This window comes from Rhodanobacter humi (assembly GCF_041107455.1).
In the GTDB taxonomy this organism is placed as follows: Bacteria; Pseudomonadota; Gammaproteobacteria; order Xanthomonadales; family Rhodanobacteraceae; genus Rhodanobacter_A.
The window spans coordinates 506,729-522,337 of record NZ_JBGBPY010000001.1 but is presented as its reverse complement, the minus strand read 5'-3'; the positions used below and the strand labels follow the sequence as shown (position 1 = coordinate 522,337).

General features: G+C 68.6%; 15 protein-coding genes. 7 read left to right on the top strand and 8 right to left on the bottom strand.

Features of this window, described 5'->3' with window-relative positions; all coding sequences use genetic code 11:
- Positions 1 to 15: 15 nt before the first annotated feature.
- Both AB7878_RS02465 and AB7878_RS02460 read left to right on the top strand, forming a co-directional pair.
- Positions 16 to 489, top strand: coding sequence for an iron chaperone (locus tag AB7878_RS02465; protein WP_369492834.1), 474 nt, complete (start codon positions 16 to 18; stop codon positions 487 to 489).
- A gap of 260 nt (positions 490 to 749) precedes the next feature.
- Positions 750 to 2,246, top strand: a complete 1,497-nt coding sequence (locus AB7878_RS02460) for a carboxylesterase/lipase family protein (protein ID WP_369492833.1) — start codon at positions 750 to 752, stop codon at positions 2,244 to 2,246.
- Between the two features lie 30 nt (positions 2,247 to 2,276).
- On the opposite strand, the gene AB7878_RS02455 is transcribed toward AB7878_RS02460, so the two are convergent.
- The 3 genes from AB7878_RS02455 to AB7878_RS02445 form a co-directional block, all read right to left on the bottom strand.
- Positions 2,277 to 2,636: a hypothetical protein gene (locus tag AB7878_RS02455; RefSeq protein ID WP_369492832.1), complete on the bottom strand. Its 360-nt coding sequence runs from the start codon at positions 2,634 to 2,636 to the stop codon at positions 2,277 to 2,279.
- A complete protein-coding gene (locus AB7878_RS02450) occupies positions 2,633 to 3,154 on the bottom strand; it encodes a bactofilin family protein (protein WP_439653759.1) in 522 nt (173 codons plus the stop codon). The genes AB7878_RS02455 and AB7878_RS02450 overlap by 4 nt, the downstream gene beginning before the upstream one ends.
- 174 nt (positions 3,155 to 3,328) lie before the next feature.
- Positions 3,329 to 4,171 carry a class I SAM-dependent methyltransferase gene (locus AB7878_RS02445; protein ID WP_369492831.1) on the bottom strand — a complete coding sequence of 281 codons (843 nt, stop codon included), beginning with the start codon at positions 4,169 to 4,171 and terminating at the stop codon, positions 3,329 to 3,331.
- 195 nt (positions 4,172 to 4,366) lie between these two features.
- On the opposite strand from AB7878_RS02445, the gene AB7878_RS02440 reads away from it, so the two are divergent.
- Positions 4,367 to 5,038, top strand: coding sequence for an SDR family oxidoreductase (locus AB7878_RS02440; protein WP_369492830.1), 672 nt, complete (start codon positions 4,367 to 4,369; stop codon positions 5,036 to 5,038).
- Between the two features lie 15 nt (positions 5,039 to 5,053).
- On the opposite strand, the gene AB7878_RS02435 is transcribed toward AB7878_RS02440, so the two are convergent.
- A complete protein-coding gene (locus AB7878_RS02435) occupies positions 5,054 to 5,362 on the bottom strand; it encodes a hypothetical protein (protein ID WP_369492829.1) in 309 nt (102 codons plus the stop codon).
- Positions 5,363 to 5,839: 477 nt separating this feature from the next.
- Here AB7878_RS02435 and AB7878_RS02430 point away from each other — a divergent pair, with 477 nt between their 5' ends.
- From AB7878_RS02430 to AB7878_RS02420, 3 genes are all read left to right on the top strand, one after another.
- On the top strand, positions 5,840 to 6,247 hold the full coding sequence (locus AB7878_RS02430) for a hypothetical protein (RefSeq protein ID WP_369492828.1): 408 nt from the start codon (positions 5,840 to 5,842) through the stop codon (positions 6,245 to 6,247).
- Between the two features lie 79 nt (positions 6,248 to 6,326).
- Complete coding sequence (locus AB7878_RS02425) at positions 6,327 to 6,875, top strand: Ivy family c-type lysozyme inhibitor (RefSeq protein WP_369492827.1); 549 nt, start codon at positions 6,327 to 6,329, stop codon at positions 6,873 to 6,875.
- 92 nt (positions 6,876 to 6,967) lie between these two features.
- Entirely contained in the window at positions 6,968 to 7,525 is a 558-nt protein-coding gene (locus AB7878_RS02420; protein WP_369492826.1) for an NADPH-dependent FMN reductase, read from the top strand.
- Positions 7,526 to 7,603: 78 nt separating this feature from the next.
- Here the strand turns inward: AB7878_RS02420 and ppk1 are convergent, their stop codons facing one another.
- Positions 7,604 to 9,751 (bottom strand): polyphosphate kinase 1, encoded by a 2,148-nt coding sequence (ppk1, locus tag AB7878_RS02415; RefSeq protein WP_369492825.1) that lies wholly within the window; start codon positions 9,749 to 9,751, stop codon positions 7,604 to 7,606.
- 129 nt (positions 9,752 to 9,880) lie between these two features.
- Positions 9,881 to 10,675 (bottom strand): AraC family transcriptional regulator, encoded by a 795-nt coding sequence (locus AB7878_RS02410; RefSeq protein ID WP_369492824.1) that lies wholly within the window; start codon positions 10,673 to 10,675, stop codon positions 9,881 to 9,883.
- A 303-nt stretch (positions 10,676 to 10,978) separates the two neighbouring features.
- On the opposite strand from AB7878_RS02410, the gene AB7878_RS02405 reads away from it, so the two are divergent.
- A complete protein-coding gene (locus AB7878_RS02405) occupies positions 10,979 to 12,214 on the top strand; it encodes an MFS transporter (protein WP_369492823.1) in 1,236 nt (411 codons plus the stop codon).
- 162 nt (positions 12,215 to 12,376) lie between these two features.
- Here the strand turns inward: AB7878_RS02405 and poxB are convergent, their stop codons facing one another.
- Both poxB and murB read right to left on the bottom strand, forming a co-directional pair.
- Positions 12,377 to 14,107, bottom strand: a complete 1,731-nt coding sequence (gene poxB, locus AB7878_RS02400; RefSeq protein WP_369492822.1) for a ubiquinone-dependent pyruvate dehydrogenase — start codon at positions 14,105 to 14,107, stop codon at positions 12,377 to 12,379.
- A gap of 464 nt (positions 14,108 to 14,571) precedes the next feature.
- Entirely contained in the window at positions 14,572 to 15,600 is a 1,029-nt protein-coding gene (gene murB / locus AB7878_RS02395) for a UDP-N-acetylmuramate dehydrogenase (protein ID WP_369495704.1), read from the bottom strand.
- Positions 15,601 to 15,609 lie beyond the last annotated feature (9 nt).

The window sequence follows — 15,609 nt, the reverse complement described above, 5'->3', positions numbered from 1 at the left end:
CGACGAGGAAATCCGATGAGTCCGGCAGCAAAGAAGACCCCAGGCAAGACCGCGGTGGCGTCCGGCAAGAAGGCCGGCTTCAGCGCCGAGGAGCAGGCGGCGATGAAGGCCTATGCCAAGGAGCTGAAGGCGCAGGCGCGCGCGGACAGGACCAGGGAAGATGGCGAGCGCGAGGTGCTGGCGGCGATCGCGGCGATGCCGGAGGCCGACCGCGTCATGGCCGGCCGTGTGCATGCCCTCGTCAAGACGCATGCCCCGGCGCTGGTGCCGAGGACCTGGTACGGCATGCCGGCGTATGCGCAGGACGACAAGGTCGTCTGCTTCTTCAAGGACGCGCTGAAGTTCAAGGACCGCTACGCCACCTTCGGCTTCACGGACAAGGCCAGGCTAGACGATGGTGCCATGTGGCCAACGTCATACGCGCTCAAGACCATGAACGCCGAGGTGGAGAAACGCATCGCCGCGCTGCTGAAGAAGGCAGTGGGCTGAGACATGCCCTCTCCCCCCTGGCACCGCTTGGGGAGTGGGCTGGGTGAGGGCGTCGTTAGCTTTCCAACCGAAACGAAGCTGCTCCATCGCGTGCCCGTGCCGACGAGGCGCCACGCACGATCCGCTTCTATGATGGCGCCTTGTCTCTTGTCGAGGTGCCCGTCATGCAGATGGCTCTTTCGCGTTCGTGCCATGTCCTGTTAGGACTGCTGCTCGTGCTTCCCGCTTCGTGGGTCGCAGCTTCCGATTCGGCGCCGACGGTGCGGATCGCCACCGGCACGCTCTCCGGTATCCACGACGCGAAGGCTGGCCTGGACGAGTTCAAGGGCATTCCCTATGCCGCGCCGCCGGTCGGCGCGCTGCGCTGGAAGCCGCCGCAGCCGGTGGCGTCGTGGGACGGCGCGCGCAGGGCCGATCATTTCGCCGCTCGCTGCATGCAGCGCCCGCTGTACGGCGACATGGTGTTCCGCTCCGCCGGCATGAGCGAGGACTGCCTTTACCTCAACGTGTGGACGCCGGCACAGCGCAAGGCCGGCAAGTTGCCGGTGCTGGTGTATTTCTACGGCGGCAGCCTGCTGGCCGGCGACGGCTCGGAGCCGCGCTACGACGGCGCCAGCCTGGCGCAGCGCGGCATCGTCACCGTCACGGTGAACTACCGGCTGGACGTGTTTGGCCTGCTGGCCTTGCCCGCGCTGGCCGCCGAGTCGCCGCGGCATGCCGCAGGCAACTACAGCCTGCTCGACATGACCGCCGCGCTGCGCTGGGTGCGCAACAACATCGCCGCGTTCGGCGGTGATCCGGCCCAAGTCACCGTCGGCGGCGAGTCGGCGGGATCGATGGCGGTGTCAGCGCTGATGGCCTCGCCGCTGTCGAAGGACCTGATGCAGCGCGCGATCGGCGAAAGCGGCGCGGTGCTGGGCAACCTGAAGCCCGAACCGCTGGCGCTGGCCGAACAAAGGGGTGAGAACTTCATGCGCAAGCTTGGTGCCCGTTCGCTGGCTGAATTGCGCGCGATGCCCGCGGCCGACTTGCTCAAGGCGCTGGGGACATCGGACAGCGACAGCTTCAATCCGACCGTCGACGGCTATTTCCTGCCGCGCTCGCCGGAGGCGATCTATGCCGCCGGCGCGCAGGCGCACATCCCCTTGCTGGTCGGCTCCAATTCGCAGGAGGGCTACTGGAAGAGCCTGCTCGACGACCAGGCGCCCACGCCGGCGAACTACCGCGCCGTGCTGCAGCGGCAGTTCGGCGCGCAGGCGAATGAGGCACTGAAGCTCTATCCGGGCAACAGCGAGGCGGAAGTGAAAGCCTCCGGCACGGCGTTGTCGGGCGACCAGTTCATCGCTTTCGCGACCTGGCGCTGGATGGATTGGCAGCGCCGTACCGGCAAGGCACCCGTCTATTACTACTACTTCGAGCAGCCGCGCCCCGCGAAGCGCGATGGCAGCGCAGGCCCGGATGCGGGTGCGGTGCACAGTGGCGAGATCGAATACGCGCTGGGCAACCTCGATGGCAACCACGTCTATGCGTGGACCGCCACCGACCATCGCGTTTCGAACGTGATGGAAGGCTACTGGGCGAACTTCATCAAGACCGGCGACCCCAACGGACCGGGCCTGCCGCGCTGGCCGGCCGTCGCACCGAAGGACGGCGGCCTACTGCGCCAGGCGATCGGCGCGGACACGCGCGGCTTCATCGATCGCAATACGGCGCGCTACGAATTCCTGCAGCACTTCGAACCCGACGCGCACTTGTGAGAAGTGCGCGAGCAGGCGACGGCCGCGTCGTCAGTAAGGCCGCGTGCGCTTGCCACCGGCGCCGGCGGCCTGCATCTCGACGCTCAGGCTGAAGCTGCGCTGCTCGCCCGGCTGCATGGCGCCGACGCCCACCAGCTTGCGCGCGATCTCTTCGCCGCGCTCGTTGCGGATGGTCAGCACCATCGAGTATTCCCACGCACCGCTGTCGGGATTGCGGAAACTGCCATCCACGCGCAGCGGCACGGACGCCGCCGCGCCCGCGTCGGTCGCATCGCTGAAGCGCAGCTTGTGGCGGCAGGCCGGGCACACGCTCGCACTTTCGAGGATGGTCTCCCGGCAGTGCGGGCATATGCGCGTCGCCCCGGCCGTGCCCGGGCGCGCGATGGTCACGAAGTGGTGCCGCCGTGTCCGCGGGAGGTGTCCTTGTCGTCCCAGCCGAACTCGGCCTGGCCGCGCATGCGCGAGCCGGCCGCCACGCTGAGCGACCCGGCCTTCAGGTCGCCGGTCAGCGCGCCGCTCTGCAGCAGTTCCACGTGCACCGCGGATTCGATGTTGCCCACCAGCTCGCCCCCGATCGTGACCTTCTCGGCACGCACGCTGCCGGTCACCTTGGCGCCGGGCTCGATGGTGAGGTCCCCGCGCACGCTGACGTCGCCCTTGAAGCTGCCGGCGATGCGCACGTGGCCCGCGCCTTCGATCTTGCCCTCGATGGTGAGGTCGGGCGCGATCAGCGATTCGGCCTTGGGTTTGGCCGCCACCGCCGCGAGGGCGGGACGCGGCGCCGGTTGTGCCGGCTGTACCGGTGCAGCCGTTTCGGGCTTGTTGTCCGGGATATCGAGACGTACCTGCTCGGTGGTTTCGGGCGCCGCGGTGGCGGGGGACTTCACGGGTTCTTTCCACAAGGCCATGAGGGGGCTCCGGTTCGCTCGGGGGGGGAGGTCGAGCGTACCCCTCGAATGAACGGGATGGAAACCGGTGCAGACAGCTGCGGTTCATCGCGCGAACGCAGATGAATCGCTCGTCGGTGCGATGGAGTGTCGTGGCATGCCGCCCATCCGCGGCAGCGTCGGCATGAAACGCGCTCAGCGCCGCGTCGCCAGTACCCCGTCCAGCGCCGGCTGCGCCTCGAAGCCGGCTTCCCGCAGCCGCCGTGCCACCTCACGCGGCACGTCGCGGCCGCTGGTGAGCTTGTTCGGGCTGCCGGTGTAGTGGAACAGGCGGCCACCGCGGCGCAGCACGCGGGCGAGCTGCCGGTAGAACGCCAGCGAATACAGCTCGCCGGCGATGCCGAAACGCGGCGGGTCGTGCAGCAACGCATCCACCGAGGCGTCGGCGAGCTGCGCGATGGCCTGCGACACGTCGGCGTGGACGAGTTGCAGGCGCCCGCCATGTTCCGGCGCGTCCGGATCGGGCGACCACGGGTTGAGCGTGCGCAGCCACAGCACGTCGGGGTTCTTCTCGAAGGAGTGGATGTGCGCCGCGCCTGCGTCCAGGCAACTGGCGGCGAAGTAGCCCAAGCCGCCGCAGGTATCCAGCACCGTCTTGCCGCGCGGCTCGACCAGCGCCACCTTGCGGCGCGCGTCGTCCAGCGGCGAGGCCTGCGCGGTGGGCAGCATCTTGATGCCGTCGATCTCGAAGGTGGGCACGCCCCATTCGGTGGGCACCAGCTTGATCAGTGCGCCGGAGTAGCGCGCCGCCGCCGTGAACCCGTCGCCGTCCCAGTAGTGGATGCTGCGCTCCTTCAGCGCGGGCGGGTACGGGTAGCGTTCGCCGCGCCACAGCCAGCCATCCGCCTGCAATTCGGCAGCGCCGGTCGAGCGGTCGAGGTCCAGCGAACCGGTCCATGCGGCGGTGCCCGCATCGCGCGCGGCGAGCAGCGCGGCGGCGGTCGGGCGGGTGAGCAGGGGGCCGGTGTAATGCGACACGCAGGGAATCTCCGAGGTGGATCGTTGGCCAGTGTGCGGCACGGTTGCAGCATCGCCGCCGCCGCAGCTTCCGCGCTGCGGCGGGATTACCATCCGTTCTTGCAGAAGGCACGAAGCGGGCGTGTCGTCCTTCGACGGGCGTGCCGATACGGGAGATTGTAGATGCCAGCTTTTGCCTCGAACAGGAACCTGCTGTTGATCGGCGCGTCGCGCGGCCTTGGCTTCGCCCTCGCGGAGGAATACCTCAAGCGCGGCTGGAACGTCGTCGCCACCGAGCGCAACGCGGGCTCGTCCAGCCTGCACGATCTGGCGCAGGCCAGTGACGGACGGCTTGCGGTCGAGACGGTCGACATCAACCATCCGGATCAGGTGGACGCGCTATGCGCGCGCCTGGCGTCGTGGAGCTTCGACATGTTGTTCGTCAATGCCGGCGTCACGAATGACGACCATGAGACGATTGCGGATGTTTCCACCGACGAGTTCGTGCGCGTGATGGTCACCAACGCGCTGAGCCCGTTGCGCGTCGTCGAGGCCCTGCAGGGCCTCGTGCGGCCGGCCGGCACGATAGCCATCATGTCGTCCGGCCAGGGGAGCGTCGCCAACAACGAACGCGGCGGCCACGAGGTGTATCGCGCCAGCAAGGCCGCGCTCAACATGTTGATGCGCAGCTACGCCGCCCGCCATGCCGACGGTTCCAGAACCCTGCTGCTGATGGCGCCCGGCTGGGTGCGCACCGATCTGGGCGGTCCCGATGCGCGCCTGGAAATCGGCGAGAGCATCCCGAACCTCGTGGACACCATGGAGGCGCAGGCGGGGAAGGCGGGGCTGCAGTACCTCGACTACCTGGGGCGGCGGGTTCCGTGGTGATGGCGCCCTTGCCGGTCAGCCGGCGGCGGGAGGCAGGCGCGCCGTGATCCGCGCCGCCAGCGCGGCGGCGTCCTGGTCGCGGTCGACCTCGACTACCACGCGGCGGTAGTGCTCGTCCGCCAGCTCCAGCGTCAGGCAGCGCGCGGGGTTGTGGAAGTCGTAGAACATCACGCCTTCGCCGTTGTAGAAACTGCCGGCCACCTTGACGCCGGGGATGTTGGTGCCGATGCGGAAGCCGCGGAACCAGGTTTCCGGCACCGGTTCGGCATGCGCCGTCTGGATGTGGCGATACGGGATGTGCAGCGAACCGTGCAGCGCCAGCACTTCGTCCAGTGGACTTAGAGCCTGTTCAATGTCTCCGTATGGCCCGCGCCGGGAGCTGTTTGCGCGCAGGCCAAGGAAGAACGAAGGAGTGGACGTCCGTCCACGACTGAGTGATGACACCGGGATGCGGGCAAACAGACCCGGCCCTTCGGGTTGCGTTGCCGTGGCCGCCATGCGGCGGCGCGCGGCTTGGCCTGCCAGCCAGGCAGGCGCTGCGCCACGCACCACCACCTGACGGCCACGGCAACGCGACGCGAGCCATGCGGAGACATTGAACAGGCTCTTAGCATGCTGACGCGATCGGCTTCCAGTTCCACGCGGGCCATGGCGACTATCTCCATCCGGGAAGGTGTCCAGTGTAGGACTGTGCCGTACCGCCGCCGGCATGACCTGTGGCATGCCTTTGCCCTTTTCTCACGGCGGCGGGTGCATAGTGGGGAAACTGCGGCCAACGCCGCGTCGCCCGGGAGTCGTGTCATGACGAAGTACTGCACGCGTGGTTTGCCGGCCCTGTTGCTGGCGCTGGCCCTGCCGGTCGCCGCGTTCGCGGCGGACGCGAACGGCGCAGCCTCGAAACAGATGTCCACCGCCGGCGCGCATGCTGGCATGGCGCTGGGCGCGACGGATCTCGCAACCGCGCATGCGCACCTGCAGCATGTGGTGAATTGCCTGGTCGGTCCGATGGGCAAGGGCTTCGACGCCAAGGCGGCGGATCCGTGCAAGGGCATGGGCCAGGGCGCCATCGTCGACGCCAAGGGCGATGCCGCCGTCGAGGCCCACCTGCATGCCGCGCTGGGCCAGGCCCAGCAGGGGTTGAAGGCGACCACGCTGGATGCCGCGCATGCCGATGCGAAAAAGGCGATGGACAGTTTGCAGGCGAAATGACGCGCGCGTGCGCGTCAGCGGGCGTTGCATGGCGACTTGCTAGGTTGAAACCTCGTGCCACATGACGAGGAGGCTTGCGATGAAGTTTTCCATGCTCGCATGCGCATTGACGGTGCCGCTGGCCTGCGTGGCCTGTTCGCAAGGGTCGCAGGCGCCAGCGGCGCCGGCATCCTCGGCGTCTTCCCTCGGCAAGCCCGCCACGCAGGCGGCGCCGGCGGGCAACGACGCCACCACGGCGGTCGCGACGCCGACTGCCGTGCCGATCTACCTGTACGACCTGCTGCAGCGTCCGGATTTCACGAAGACGCTGGAGGCGTTGCGTGATGCACAGGCACTGCCGGCCTGGGTACGCCAGGGTGGCACGGCCACGCCGGCGCGGACCGTGCAGGTCGATGGCAAGGCCATGCTCCTCGCCACCGCGTGCAAGCCGCACGATTGCCCCACCGAGCGCGTGGCCCTGCTGTACGACGCGCAGGATCACGCGATGTGGGGGCTGTTCGCGCAACGTCCCGAGAACCTGACGCCGGCGGTCGATCCCGACGACAGCTCGCAGGACAAGCTCACCTGGCTGGGCCAGCCGGACCAGCCGCGCCGGCAACTGCTGCACGACGCGTTGTACGTGCGTTGACGTCGCGCATCACGGCGGCTTGATTGCCGTGCGTGTCCAATGCGCGGGATGCGCCGCACCCGGCGGCGCCCTTGCCCTGTGGAGCATCCTGCATGAGCACGATCAAGGTGGCGGTACTGGTGGGCAGCCTGCGCAAGGCGTCGATCAACAAGCGGCTGGCGCGGGCGGTGGAGCGGCTGGCGCCGAAGGAGTTCGCCTTCGAGCATCTGCGCATCGATCACCTGCCGCTGTACAACCAGGACTTCGATGCCGACTACCCGGCTGCGGGGCGGCAGCTGAAACAGCAGGTGGAAGCGGCGGATGCGCTGTTGTTCGTCACGCCGGAATACAACCGCGGGATACCCGGCGTGCTGAAGAATGCGATCGATCTCGCCTCGCGACCCTGGGGCACCAACTCCTTCGCCGGCAAGCCGGGCGCGGTGATCGGCGCGTCGATCGGCGGCACCGGCAGCGCGCTGGCGCAGCAGCACCTGCGCAATGTGCTGGCCTACCTCGACGTGGCGACGCTGGCGCAGCCCGAGGTGTTCGTGCAGTTCAAGGACGACGGCCTGATCGACGCCGAGGGCCACATCGCCAGCGAGGGCACGCAGAAATTCCTGCAGGGCTTCGTCGACCGCTATGTGGCGTGGGTGAAGCAGCATCTGAAATAAGCCTGTAGGAGCGCACCCTGTGCGCGATGGCTCTGGCGCTCGATCGAAGCCAAAAGCTTTCGCGCACAGGGTGTGTTCCTACGCCTCCGCGCCGCTGAGCTTCTCCAGCAACTGCTGCTGCGCGTCGAGCACCGCCTCGTCGGGAGTTCGCGTTACCGGCCGGTAACTGCCATCGGCCTGCAGCTCGGCGGCTCCGACGTTGTCGGCGAGGTAGAGCTCCAGCGCGCCGAGGATGCGTTGCTGCAGCTTCTTGCCCTCGATCGGAAACGCGCACTCCACCCGGCGGTCCAGGTTGCGTTCCATCAGGTCGGCGCTGGAGAGGTACAGCTTCGGTTCGCCGTTGTTGGCGAACCAGTAGGCGCGGCTGTGTTCCAGGAAGCGCCCGATCACCGAGCGCACGCGGATGTGCTCCGACACGCCGGGCATGCCCGGGCGCAGGCAGCACATGCCGCGCACGAGCAGGTCGATGCGCACGCCCGCGATGCTGGCCTTGTACAGCGCGCGGATCATCTTGGGATCCGTGAGCGCGTTGACCTTGATCAGGATGCGCGCCGGCTTGCCCGCCGCGGCGTGCGCGGCTTCCTGCGCGATCAGGTCGAGCAGGCCCTGCTTCAGCGTGAACGGCGCATGCAGCAGTTTCTTCATGCGCAGCGCCTTGCCCATGCCGGTGAGCTGGCTGAACAGCTTGTGCACGTCCTCGCACAGCACCTCGTCGGAAGTGAGCAGGCTGTAGTCGGTGTACAACCGCGCGTTGGCGGTGTGGTAGTTGCCGGTGCCGAGATGCGCGTAGCGCACCAGCTCGCTGCCTTCGCGGCGCTGGATCAGCATCAGCTTGGCGTGCGTCTTGATGCCCACCACGCCGTAGATCACCATCGCGCCGGCCTGCTGCAGGCGCGAGGCGAGCGTGAGGTTGGATTCCTCGTCGAAACGCGCGCGCAGCTCCACCACCGCAGTCACTTCCTTGCCCGCGCGCGCCGCATCGACCAGCGCGTCGACGATCTCCGAATCCGCCCCGGTGCGGTACAGCGTCTGCTTGATCGCCAGCACCTGTGGATCCTTCGCGGCCTGGCGCAGCAGGTCCACCACCGGCGCGAAGGATTCATAGGGATGCAGCAGCAGCACGTCCTGTTTCGCGATCACCGCGAACAGGTCCTCGGCGTGTTTCAGCACCTTCGGCAGCGCAGGCACGAAGGGTTTGTACTGCAGCGCGGGGTAGTTCACCTTGCTGGCGATGCGGAACAGCCGCGCCAGGTTCACCGGGCCGTTCACCTCGTACATCTCCGACTCGGCGAGCCCGAACTGTTTCAGCAGGTGGGCGGTGAGCGTCTTCGGGCAGTTGTCGGCCACCTCCAGCCGCACCGCGTTGCCGAAGCGGCGCGAGTACAGTTCGCCGCGCAGGGCCAGCGCCAGGTCTTCCACGTCCTCCGGGTCGAGCGCGAGGTCGGCGTTGCGGGTCAGCCGGAACTGGTAGCAACCGAGCACGTTCATGCCGGGGAACAGCTCGTCGGCGTGCGCGTGGATCATCGAGGACAGCAGCACGTAGCCATCGCCGCCCTCGGCGATGTCGTCGGGTATGCGGATCAGTCGCGGCAGCACGCGCGGCGCCGGCACCACGGCGAGGCCGGAGTCGCGGCCGAACGCATCCGTGCCGTCCAGCTGCACGATGAAGTTGAGGCTCTTGTTGACCAGCAGCGGGAACGGATGGGTGGGGTCCAGCCCGATCGGCGTCACCAGCGGCGCCACCTCCTCGCGGAAATAGCGGCGCACCCACTGCTTCTGCTTGTGCGTCCACTCGTCGCGCCGCGCGATGCGGATGCCGTGCGCGGCCAGCTCCGGCAGGATGCGCTCGTTGAGGATCGCGTACTGCCGCTCGATCTGCCGGTGCGCGATCGCGCTGATCTCGGCCAGCGTCTGGCGCGGCGCCATGCCGTCGGCGCCGAGCAGTTCGTGGTCCAGCGCGATCTGGCCCTTCAGCCCCGCCACGCGGATCTCGAAGAACTCGTCCATGTTGCGCGAGAAGATCAGCAGGAACTTCAGGCGCTCCAGCAGCGGCGTGCGTTCGTCCAGCGCCTGGTCGAGCACGCGGATGTTGAACGCCAGCTGCGACAGTTCGCGGTTGATGTACAGCCGGCGCTCGCCGAGGTCGGGCGCCGCGGCGGTGGCGTCGTTGGCCGCTGCGGCGCCGGTGGCGGCGGGCGGGGACTTGCGGGGGGCGTGCGAACTCATTCGATGCGTATCCGTGGGCGTGTCGCGCTGATCCTACGGGCATGGTAACCCCGGCGGCTCGTGCGTTCCGTGCTGGCATGTGACGACTGTGCCGAGGTTTTTTGACGGAGCGATGACATCGGCCGCGATTCACGCCGCGGCGTCGCGCCCCTGCATCGCCAGGTAGCGGCTGGGCGGGGCGCCGAGGGTGCGCCGGAACGCGGCGCTGAACGCGCTGGCGCTGGCGTAGCCCAGCTCGATCGCGACGGTGGTGACCGGTTCGCCCGCGCCGAGCCGGGTCAGCGCGGCGAGCAGGCAGGCCTGCTGGCGCCACGCGGCGAAGCTCATGCCGGTCTGCTGGCGGAACAGCCGGGTGAAGTGGCGCCGGCTCATGCCGGCCTTGTGCGCCATCGCGTCGACGTCGATCTCCAGCGCGGGTGCGGCGAGCAGGGCGCGGCACAACTTGCGCAGGCGTGGTTCGTCGGGCAGCGGCGTGTTCAGCGGCAGCGCGGGCATCGCGCGGATCTCGTCCAGCAGCAGCGCCATCACGCGGCCGTCGCGGCCGTCCAGCGCGTATTCCAGCGGCAGGTCCACCGCCTCCAGCAGCAGCGCATGCAGCAGCGGCGACACCGCGATCACCTGGCAGTAGGCGGGCAGGCCCGCGGCATCGGCGGCCTCGCGCCGCACGTAGACGCTGCGCGTGGAGACCGCGCCGCTCATGTGCACCTCGTGCGGCACGCCCGGCGGCAACCACAGTGCACGCCGCGGCGGCACCACCCAGCTGCCGCGGTCGGTCACCGCGCTGACCACGCCGGTGGCCGCGTACAGCAGCTGGCCGCGCCGGTGCGCGTGCGCGGGCAGCACGTAGCCAGCGGCGTAGTCGTTGCCGGTGGCGACGACGTCGCGGGGCGCGTTCTCGTAGGCATCGACGCGGGTGTGGCGCATGGGAGCCTGCTCAATGGTTTCCTGGTGAATCAGAGACTCCGTTCGCGCGTTGGTGAGCGAGGGAGTCGAAGCGTCGCTGCGATCACCCTTCGACTTCGGCCCCTTGGGCCTACGCTCAGGGCGAACGGTGCTGGGCAACCGAGAATCGACGCTTGATCGAATGTGTCTTTATTGTGGCCCGGATTCGACAGATATTGACCCGGCGGCGCATGCGGGCCGCTTCCATGCGGATTATGGTGTGCGCAGCGACGGATGCAATGCGCGCCGTCGCGATCTTTTCCTGAGATCCCTGACGGTTCCCCCATGCAGACCCGCGTCGACGCCATTCCGCTGAACTCCGCCGCCACGCCGCCCGTGGCCGCCGAGGAGCGCACCCAGTTCAGCGTGCTGGGCGCGATCAGTTTCTCGCACCTGCTCAACGACATGATCCAGTCGCTGATCCTGGCGATCTATCCGCTGCTGAAGAGCGGCTTCGACCTCAGTTTCGCGCAGGTCGGCCTGATCACGCTGACCTACCAGGTCACCGCCTCGTTGCTGCAGCCGCTGGTGGGCATGGCGACCGACCGCCGGCCGATGCCGTACTCGCTGGCCGCGGGCATGGGCTTCACCCTGGCCGGCCTGTTGCTGCTCGCCACCGCGCCGAATTTCCCGGTGCTGCTGCTGGCCGCCGCGCTGGTGGGCACCGGCTCGTCGATCTTCCACCCCGAATCCTCGCGGGTGGCGCGCATGGCCTCGGGCGGCCGGCCGGGGCTGGCGCAGTCGGTGTTCGTGGTGGGCGGCAACTTCGGCGCCTCGCTGGGGCCGCTGCTGGCGGCGTGGATCATCGTGCCGCACGGGCGCGAGAGCGTGGCGTGGTTCGCGCTGGCGCCGCTGCTGGCGATCGCGGTGCTGGTGCAGGTGGGCCACTGGTACGCACGCCACCACGCCACCCGCGGCAAGTCGCGCGCGCGCCGCGCGCCGCTGCGCGAGCTGTCGCCGGGCATGGTGAAGTTCTCGCTGATGGTGCTGGGCGTACTGATCTTCTCCAAGTATTTCTACATCGCCAGCATCAGCAGCTATTACACGTTCTACCTGATGCACGCGTTCAATGTGTCGGTGCAGAACGCGCAGGTGCACCTGTTCGTGTTCCTCGCCGCGGTGGCGGCAGGCGTGCTGATCGGCGGCCCGCTGGGCGACAAGGTGGGCCGCAAGTGGGTGATCCTGGGTTCGATCCTCGGCGTGGCGCCGTTCACGCTGCTGCTGCCGCACGCGAACCTGTTCTGGACCGGCGTGCTCAGCGTGGTGATCGGCCTGATCCTGGCCTCGGCCTTCACCACCATCATCGTCTACGCGCAGGAACTGGTGCCGGGCCGCATCGGCATGATCTCTGGCGTGTTCTACGGCCTGGCCTTCGGCATGGGCGGCATCGGCGCCGCGGTGCTGGGCAAGCTGGCCGACCTCGACGGCATCGCCCACGTGTACCAGCTGTGTGCCTTTCTGCCGCTGATCGGCGTGTGCGCGTTGCTGCTGCCGGATATCGAGAAGCCGGCCAAGGGGTGAGGTTCTACCTCGTAGCCTAGCCGCTACCTTCCGTCATTCCGGCGAAGGCCGGAATCCAGTGGCCTCATGGCTTGGATGGCGTGGTCGTAACTGGATCCCGGCCTTCGCCGGGATGACGGACGAGATCAGGTGCTGTGGTCGTACCCGAGTGGGGCTTTGCTTTCAGCGCCGCAGGTTGCTGCGCGCCAGCTCGATCAGCTCGTCGCCGCGGCCGTTCATCACGGTGCGCAGCGCCCACAGGCTGAAGCCCTTGATCTGTTCCAGCTGGATCTTCGGCGGCATCGACAGCTCCTGCCGATTGGTGACGACGTCGACCAGCGCGGGGCCGTCATGCGCGAAGGCCTCGCGTACCGCCGTTTCCAGATCGCCGGGATCTTCCACCCGCACGCCGTGGATGCCGACCGCGCGCGCCATGGCGGCGAAGTCGGGGTTGTCCAGTGCCACGCCGACGGGCAGGAAGCCGGCGGCCTTCATCTCCAGCTCCACGAAGCCCAGCGTGCCGTTGTTGAACACCACGATCTTCACCGGCAGCTGGTGCTGTATCAGCGTGAGCAGGTCGCCCATCAGCATCGCGAAGCCGCCGTCGCCGGAGAGGCTGACCACCTGGCGCTTGGGGTACGCGGTCTGCGCGCCGATCGCCTGCGGCATCGCGTTCGCCATCGAGCCGTGCACGAAGGAACCGAGCAGTCGGCGCCGTCCGTTCATGCGCAGGTAGCGCGCGGCCCAGATCGTGGGCGTGCCCACGTCGCAGGCGAACACCGCGTCCTCGCTGGCGACCTGGTCCACCACCTTCGCCACGTATTGCGGATGGATCGGCTTCTGGCCCGGCTTGCCGGTGGCGAGTTCGTCCAGCCCTTCGCGCGCCTTGCGGTAGTGGGCGAGGCTGGCCTTGAGGTGGCCGTCGTCGCGCGCGGGCTGCAGGCGCGGCAGCAAGGCTTCGACGGTGGCGCCCACGTCGCCGACCAGGCCCAGGTCGAGTTTGCAGCGGCGGCCCAGGTTCTCGCCGCGCAGGTCGATCTGGCAGATCTTGGCGTCGTCCGGGAAGAACTGGCGGTAGGGGAAGTCGGTGCCGAGCAGCAGCAAGGTGTCGCAGTCCATCATCGCCTGGTAGCCGGAGCTGTAGCCGATCAGGCCGGTCATGCCGACGTCGTTCGGGTTGTCCCACTCGATGTGTTCCTTGCCGCCCAGCGCATGCACCACCGGCGCTTTCAACGTGGCGGCGAGGCGCATCACCGTGTCGTGCGCGCCGGCGCAGCCGCGCCCGCAGAACAAGGTGACTTTGCGGCCGCCGGCCAGCAGTTCGGCCAGCTTGTCGAGCTGGTCGGGCGAAGGCACCACCACGGGGGCCACGGGCAGCAGGCTGGCGGCATCGGCGACCGGGCCGGAGGCTTCGGCCAGCGCCACGTCGCCGGGGATCACCAGCACGGATACGCCGCGCTGCGCGACGGCGGTGCGTACCGCGATCTCGGCGGCGCGATGGATCTGGCTGGGGCTGCTCACCAGTTCGCAGTAGTGGCTGCATTCCTGGAACAGGTTCTGCGGATGGGTTTCCTGGAAGTAGCCGCTGCCGATCTCCACCGAAGGAATATGCGCGGCGATCGCCAGTACCGGCGTGCGCGAGCGCTGCGCGTCGTACAGGCCGTTGATGAGGTGCAGGTTGCCGGGCCCGCAGGAGCCGGCACACACCGCCAGTTGGCCGGTGAGCTGCGATTCGGCACCGGCGGCGAACGCGGCCGCCTCCTCGTGCCGGTAGTGGAACCAGCTCATCTCCTTGCGCTGGCGCAGCGACTCGGTGATGCCGTTGAGGCTGTCGCCGACCACGCCGTGGATGCGACGCACGCCGGCGTTGGCCAGGGTTTCGACCAGCACGTCGGCGACATTGCGGATGGCCATGGAGCGCTCCTCGGTGACGGGAAGCGCTCATGCTGGCATGCGGTTTCTTCGGGCGGTGTGAAGGCTGGCATGCACGGCACGTGTCGAGGCCACCTTCTTGCTCGTCATTCAGCTGACGCGGGTCTTCGCTTCAACAACGAAGCCTCGCGAACTGAATTCGCGCAGGCACGCACGAGTGAATCCCTCTCCCTCCGGGAGAGGGTGCCGACCAGCAGGCGCAGGAGCGCCTGCGGAACGGCAGAGCCGGCCCCGAAGGGGTGAGCGCCAAGGATGGCGCGAATCCAGGCGGGAGAGGGTTCGGGCGAAGCGTAATGGTGAGGCAAGTCCGAACCCTCACCCCAACCCCTCTCCCGGAGGGAGAGGGGAGAAGATCGCTCGCGAAGTGTTGCGGCAAGTCCGCCCTCTCCCCCGGCCCCTCTCCCACAAGTGGGCGAGGGGAGAAAATCAAATGACGAGCAGGTTGCTCAGCGCGCCCCGACCACCACCGGTTCCGGCTCCAGCCGCACGCCGAACTTCGCCTGCACGGTGGCGATCACACGCAGCGCGAAAGCCCACAGTTCGCCGCCGCTGGCGTGGCCGTGGTTCACCAGCACCAGGGCGTGGCGGTTGGAGATGCCGGCGTCGCCGGTGCGGCTGCCCTTGAGGCCGGCGGCCTCGATCAGCCAGGCGGCGGAGAGCTTGCTGCGGCCGTCGGGCTGCGGCCACGCGGGCAGTTCCGGATGCTCGCGCTTGAGCGCCTCGGCCTGCGCGGTGTCGACGATGGGGTTCTTGAAGAAGCTGCCGGCGTTGCCGATCACCGCGGGGTCGGGCAGTTTGCGGGTGCGCAGGCGCACCACCGCCTCGGCGACGTGGAACGGAGCCGGCTTGTCCACGCCCATGCGCGCCAGCTCCTCGCGGATGCCGGCGTAGTCGAGCCGCAACTCGCGCGTGCGGGGCAGGGCGAAGCGCACCGCGGTGACGATGTAGCGGCCGGGTTCGTGCTTGAACAGCGAGTCGCGGTAGCCGAACGCGCAAGCCGCACGGTCGAGCTGGGCCACGCGGCGTTCGCGGGTGTCCCAGGCTTCCACACTCTCGATGAACTCGGCGACCTCGGTGCCGTAGGCGCCGATGTTCTGGATCGGCGCGGCGCCCACCGTGCCGGGAATCAGGATCAGGTTTTCCAGCCCCGCGTAGCCTTGGCCCAGCGACCAGCGCACGAAATCGTCCCAGCGCTCGCCGGCGGCCACCGCGATGCGCGCGATCTCGCCGTCCTGCTCTACCTGCACGCCGCGCGTTGCCATCGCCAGCACGGTGCCGTCGAAGTCGCCGGCGAGCAGCAGGTTGCTGCCTTCGCCCAGCACCAGCAGCGGCGCGCTGCGCACGGCGGGGAAGTCCAGCAGCTCGGGCAGCTTCGCGGCATCGCGCAGTTCGGCCAGCAGCTTCGCGCGGGCGTTCACGCGCAGCGTGTTGCGGCTGACAAGCGGGGCGTTCTCGGTGAGCGTGTAGCCGCCCATGTCGGTTCT